The sequence below is a fragment of the Pseudomonas sp. PME37.24/006 genome, assembly GCF_055556635.1.
The window spans coordinates 1-240 of sequence record NZ_JBVHNL010000278.1 but is presented as its reverse complement, the minus strand read 5'-3'; the positions used below and the strand labels follow the sequence as shown (position 1 = coordinate 240).

The window sequence follows — 240 nt, the reverse complement described above, 5'->3', positions numbered from 1 at the left end:
AACCGTTCAGCTATGGCTTGGGCCTGGGCTACAAACAGAACATCGGCGGTCCCGACGGACTGCTCTATCAGTTCACCGCCGATGTCGACGCGGAGTACCGTTTCACCCGCAATACCTGGTGGAGCGGCTTGCTCAGTGCAAACTTGCTCAACAACTATGACAAGTTCACCTACGACGCGCCGAGCGGGCTACCGCGCGTGCGCACCGATCTGCGTCAATACGTGACCACCTCCGATGTGA

At 58.8% G+C, this 240-nt stretch carries 1 protein-coding gene; it reads left to right on the top strand.

Features of this window, described 5'->3' with window-relative positions:
• The coding region (locus tag ACZ3GY_RS24720; RefSeq protein ID WP_465912457.1) for a YjbH domain-containing protein at positions 1 to 240 on the top strand (240 nt) is incomplete at both ends.